General features: G+C 69.1%; 6 protein-coding genes. 5 read left to right on the top strand and 1 reads right to left on the bottom strand.

Annotation, left to right across the window (positions count from 1 at the left end; genetic code table 11):
- The 4 genes from JWP54_RS00100 to JWP54_RS00115 form a co-directional block, all read left to right on the top strand.
- Window positions 1-242 (top strand): ferredoxin family protein (locus JWP54_RS00100; protein WP_297366152.1); only part of this gene is annotated, 242 nt, incomplete at its 5' end.
- A gap of 18 nt (window positions 243-260) precedes the next feature.
- Window positions 261-1382: a succinyldiaminopimelate transaminase gene (gene dapC, locus JWP54_RS00105; protein WP_297366153.1), complete on the top strand. Its 1122-nt coding sequence runs from the start codon at window positions 261-263 to the stop codon at window positions 1380-1382.
- A gap of 72 nt (window positions 1383-1454) precedes the next feature.
- Entirely contained in the window at window positions 1455-1802 is a 348-nt protein-coding gene (locus JWP54_RS00110; RefSeq protein WP_297366154.1) for a hypothetical protein, read from the top strand.
- A gap of 141 nt (window positions 1803-1943) precedes the next feature.
- Complete coding sequence (locus JWP54_RS00115; protein WP_297366156.1) at window positions 1944-3239, top strand: citrate synthase; 1296 nt, start codon at window positions 1944-1946, stop codon at window positions 3237-3239.
- Between the two features lie 74 nt (window positions 3240-3313).
- On the opposite strand, the gene dapD is transcribed toward JWP54_RS00115, so the two are convergent.
- On the bottom strand, window positions 3314-4309 hold the full coding sequence (gene dapD, locus JWP54_RS00120) for a 2,3,4,5-tetrahydropyridine-2,6-dicarboxylate N-succinyltransferase (protein WP_297366155.1): 996 nt from the start codon (window positions 4307-4309) through the stop codon (window positions 3314-3316).
- A gap of 104 nt (window positions 4310-4413) precedes the next feature.
- Between dapD and dapE the strand changes: the two genes are divergently transcribed.
- Complete coding sequence (dapE, locus tag JWP54_RS00125; protein WP_297366157.1) at window positions 4414-5481, top strand: succinyl-diaminopimelate desuccinylase; 1068 nt, start codon at window positions 4414-4416, stop codon at window positions 5479-5481.
- Window positions 5482-5639: the final 158 nt, after the last annotated feature.

Below are 5639 nucleotides of genomic sequence, written 5' to 3' on the forward strand. Positions count from 1 at the left end.
AGGGCGAACGCTCCCTCTACATCCACCCTGACGAATGCGTCGACTGTGGCGCCTGCGAACCGGTGTGTCCGGTCGAGGCCATCTACTACGAAGACGACCTGCCCGAGCAGTGGGCGGACTACTACAAGGCCAACGTGGAGTTCTTCGACGACATCGGCTCGCCGGGCGGAGCCGCCAAGGTGGGCGTCATCGCCAAGGACCACCCGGTCATCTCGGTGCTTCCTCCCCAGGTTCAGCACTAGCCGGGTGGAGTACTACCGGTGCTGAAGCCGCTTCCCGACTACCCGTGGGACCAGATGCTGCCGTTCGCGCAGCAGGCTCGGGCCCACCCGGACGGCATCGTCGACCTGTCCATCGGGTCGCCTGTCGACGCCACTCCGCCCGTTGTGCAGACCGCCCTCGCGCACGCGACCGATGCACACGCCTACCCGCAGACCACGGGCACGCCAGCGCTGCAGCGGGCCATCATCTCCTGGTACGCCCGCCGCCGAGGAGTTCCCGGCCTGGCCGACGCGAACGTGCTGCCGACCATCGGCTCGAAAGAGCTCGTGGCGCTGCTGCCGTTCATGATCGGCGTCGGCGAGGGTGACACCATCGTGCACCCGCGCGCTGCTTACCCCACCTATGCGATCGGCGCGGCGATGGCCGGGGCGGATGCGTTCCCGTCCGACGACCCCGCCGAATGGCCGGAGACGACGAAGCTGATCTGGCTCAACAGCCCCGGCAACCCCGACGGGCGGGTGCTGACCGTGCCGGCCCTGCGCGCCGCCGTGGCCAGAGCCCGCGAGCTCGGTGCCGTGATCGTCAACGACGAGTGTTACGCCGAACTCGGCTGGGACGCGCCGTGGACCACGGAGCCGATCCCGAGCATCCTTGACCCGCGCGTCACCGGTGGGAACATCGACAACGTCGTGGCGATCTACTCGCTGAGCAAACAGTCCAACATGGCCGGCTACCGGGGCGCGTTCGCCGCCGGCGGAGCCGGCGTACTCGGCCGCCTGCTCACCGTACGCAAGCACGCCGGCCTGATGCTGCCCGCCCCGCTGCAGGCGGCCATGGTGGCCGCCCTGGGCGACGACGAACACGTCGCCGTGCAGCGGGAGCGCTACCGGGCCCGCCGCGAGGTGCTGCTGCCTGCGCTCGTCGCCGCGGGATTCCACATCGACAACAGCGAGGCGGGCCTCTACCTGTGGGCCAGCGCCGGCGTCGACGCCTGGGACTCGATCCGGCAGCTCGCCGCCCTGGGCATCCTCGCCGGCCCCGGGCCGTTCTACGGCGCCTTCTACCCCCGGCACGTGCGGTTCTCCCTCACCGCGAGCGACGAGCGCATCAACGCCGCGGCCGAGCGGTTGCGCGCCTCCGCCGACGAAGCGACGCCGTGACCACGACGCATTGACGTCCCAGCCCGCTGGGCCTACGGTGCAGACGATGGGCCGAAGCGAAGGGCTGGGATGATGGCGGACACTGCGGCGTCGACCAATGACGATGGCTACGCGGCGAGTGTCGGGGCGCTGAACGCGCTCGTGGCCGAACTGCCCGGCGACCCCCCGGTGGTGCCGGGCCGGATGTTCAACGGTGACGGCGTGAAGGTGAAAGGCCGGTTCTTCGCGTTCATCGGCCGCAACGGCGACCTGGTTGCCAAGATTCCCGCTGCCCGGGTGCGCGAATTGGTGGCCCAGCGAACGGGCGCTTCCGTCGTGATGGGCGCAACCCGCCGTCGGCTGCGCATCCGGCTGTGGCGTAGGGCCAAACGACTCTGGCCGATCTTGGACGATGCAACAGTATGCCCCTCGGCGGAATAGGCTGTAGGCGGGTTATCGTTGCCAAGCACCATGAGCGTGCTGCGGCGGACCGCCATAGACCAACAGCCGAAAGGCTTGAAAATCCAGGGAGGCGCCGTGGGCGACGTCGCGCAGCGAACACCATCCAATGAGCCGCAGTTCATCGATCGGCCCGTACCGGGCCCGCAGACGGCCACTCTGACCTACCCGGGGGGATCGGCGCAGTTCCCCATCCTGGCCAGCACGGACGGCCCGTCCAGCATCGACATCGGAACGCTGACCAAGCAGACCGGCTTCACCACGTTCGACGCAGGATTCGTGAACACGGCGGCAACGAGGTCAGCCATCACGTACATCGACGGGGACGCCGGAATCCTGCGCTACCGCGGCTACCCGATCGAGCAGATCGCCCAGAACTCGAACTTCCTCGAGACCGCCTGGCTGCTCATCTACGGTGAGCTGCCCACCGCAAGCGAACTCAGCGCGTTCGACACCCGCGTCCGTCGGCACACCCTCCTGCACGAGGACCTGCGCCGGTTCTACGACGCGTTGCCGCACAACGCGCACCCGATGTCGGTGCTCTCCGCCGGGGTCTCCGCCCTGTCGACCTACTACCAGGACTCCCTGAACCCCAAGGACCCCGAGCAGGTCGAACTGTCGATGATCCGCCTGCTCGCGAAGCTGCCGGTGATGGCCGCGTACGCGCACAAGAAGAGCATCGGGCACGCGTTCCTGTACCCGGACAACTCGCTGAGCTTCGTGGACAACTTCATCAAGCTCAACTTCGGCACCCTCGCGGAGCCGTACGAGGTGAACCCCGTGGTGAGCAAGGCGCTCGAGCGCCTGCTGATGCTGCACGAAGACCACGAGCAGAACGCCTCCACCTCGGCCGTGCGCCTGGTCGGCTCCACCGAGGCCAACCTCTTCGCGTCCGTCTCCGGCGGCATCAACGCCCTCTCCGGCCCGCTGCACGGCGGCGCCAACGAGGCCGTGCTCACCATGCTCAGCGAGATCAAGGCATCCGGCGAAGGCGTGCAGAAGTACGTCGAACGGGTGAAGAACAAGGAAGCCGGGGTGCGCCTGATGGGCTTCGGCCACCGGGTCTACAAGAATTACGACCCGCGCGCCAAGCTGGTCAAGGAGAGCGCGGACGCCGTGCTCGAAGCCCTCGGTGTGAAGGACGACCTGCTCGACATCGCCAAGGAGCTGGAGTTCATCGCCCTGAACGACGACTACTTCAAGGAGCGCAAGCTCTACCCCAACGTCGACTTCTACACCGGCGTGATCTACAAGGCGATGGGCTTCCCTCCGCGCATGTTCACGGTGCTGTTCGCGATCGGCCGGCTGCCCGGCTGGATCGCGCACTGGCGCGAGATGAACCTGGACCCGACCGCGAAGATCGGGCGCCCGCAGCAGCTCTACACGGGCTCGGTCGCCCGAGACTACCCGCGCGCCTAGGCTCCCGGCCGGCACGAAAGAACCCCAACCCGCCAGCGGCAGGTTGGGGTTCTTTCGTCGGTCCAGGCCGGGGCTCAGGCGTGCAGGGCCTCGTTCAGGACGATGCCGGTCTTGCGGGGGAGCACCTCGACCGCGCCGCTGATGGAGTTGCGGCGGAAGAGCAGGTTCGGCACTCCGGAGAGGTCCTTGGCCTTGGCCGTCTGCGGTGCTCCGTCCGCCGTGCGGGCGGAATCCACCAGCACCACCTTGGTGCCGGCGGTCACATACAGGCCCGCCTCGACCACTGAGTCGTCACCGATCGAGATGCCGATGCCGGAGTTGGCGCCCAGCAGTGCCCGCTCGCCGATCGTGACGCGCTGGGTGCCGCCGCCGGAGAGCGTGCCCATGATGGATGCGCCGCCGCCGATGTCGGACCCGTTGCCGACCACGACACCCTGGGACACCCGGCCCTCGACCATCGAGACGCCCAGGGTGCCGGCGTTGAAGTTGACGAAACCCTCGTGCATGACGGTGGTGCCGGGGGAGAGATAGGCGCCCAGGCGCACCCGGGAGGCGTCCGCGATGCGCACCCGCTCCGGCGAGACGTAGTTGAGCAGCGGCGGGAACTTGTCCAGCCCGCTGGCCTGGATGCCGTGACGCTGCAGCGACGGGCGGAGCCGGTCGAAATCGGCGGGCAGCACCGGCCCGGCATTGGTCCAGACCACGTTGGGCAGGTGGCCGAAGATGCCGTCGAGGTTGATCGTGTTGGGCTTGACGAGCAGGTGCGAGAGCAGGTGCAGGCGGAGGTAGGCATCCGAGGTGCCGGCGGGCGGGGCCTGAAGGTCGATCTCGACGGTGACGGCCTCCAGGCGCACGTTGCGGCGGGCGTCCGGGCCGGATGCCTCCTCCAGCTCGGTGGGAACGATCCAGCGGTCCCGGTCGGCCGGCAGTGCACCGAGCCGGGGCGCCGGGTACCAGGTGTCAAGCACGGTGCCGTCGCCGGCGATGGTGGCCAGGCCGTACCCCCAGGCGGAGGAGGCGGCCGGTGCGGCGGAGTCTGACGGCTGGGCGGGGGGAAGGGCGGTGACCATGGCTCTAGATTAGTAGAGTGCCCTCAGACCTCACCGCAGACCCGTCCCCAGACTCCGCCGACTCCGCAGCTCCTGCCGCGCGTCCCGCCGTTCCGGCGCTCGACCTGACCGCGTCGTCGATCGAGCTGACCCGCGCCCTGTGCGATGCGGAATCGGTCTCCGGCAACGAGACCCCGCTCGCCGACGCGATCGAAGCCGCTCTGGCCGGCTCCGCCCACCTCGAGGTGATCCGCGACGGCGACACCATCGTCGCCCGCACCAACCTGGGCCGTGCCCAGCGCGTCGTGATCGCCGGGCACATCGACACCGTGCCGCTGAACGACAACCTGCCCACCCGTTTCGAGACGATCGACGGGGTCGACTACCTCTGGGGCCGCGGCACCACCGACATGAAGGCCGGCGTGGCCGTGCAGCTCAAACTCGCCGCCGAGCTCGCCGACACCAACGTCGACCTGACCTGGATGTGGTACGACCATGAAGAGGTCAACGCCGCCCTGAACGGCCTCGGCCGGCTCGCCACCAACCGCCCCGACCTGTTCGAGGGCGACTTCGCCATCCTCGGGGAGCCGAGCAACAGCCAGGTCGAGGGCGGCTGCAACGGCAACGTGCGCGTGGAGATCAGCACCTTCGGCAAGCGCGCGCACTCCGCCCGGGCCTGGGTGGGCGAGAACGCGATCCACAAGGCCGCCCCGATCCTGGACATCCTCGCCGCGTACCAGCCGCGCGAGGTCGAGGTGGAAGGCCTCGTCTACCGGGAAGGCCTGAACGCCGTGGGCATCAGCGGCGGCATTGCCGGCAACGTCATCCCCGACGAGTGCATGGTGCACGTCAACTACCGCTTCGCCCCCAGCCGCACCGCCGCCGAGGCTGTCGAACACCTCGAGGACCTGTTCGCGGGCTTCGACATCACCGTCGTCGACCTCGCTGAGGGCGCCCGCCCCGGCCTGGACGCCCCGCTGGCGCTGAAGTTCCTCGAGGCCGTCGGCGCCGAACCGCGGCCCAAGTACGGCTGGACCGATGTGGCCCGGTTCTCGGCCCTGGGCATCCCCGCCGTGAACTATGGGCCGGGTGACCCGCTCAAGGCACACGCCGATGACGAGCGGGTGGCCCTCTCCCAGATCGACGAGTGCGAAGACGCGCTGCGCGCCTGGCTGACCGCTCCGATCGGCTGATCGTGGCCACGACCCGCACCGGTGTCGCGCCGGAGAACCGGGGCCGCCTGGTGCCGGCCCGGTGGTGGGCGCGCTACCGGCTGGTGCCGTGGTGGGGCAAGGTCGGTCTCATCTGGGTGCTCTCCCGTCTGGTCACGACGGCGCTGGTGTTGGTGCTG

The sequence above is a fragment of the Cryobacterium sp. genome (assembly GCF_025463825.1).
Lineage (GTDB): Bacteria > Actinomycetota > Actinomycetes > Actinomycetales > Microbacteriaceae > Cryobacterium.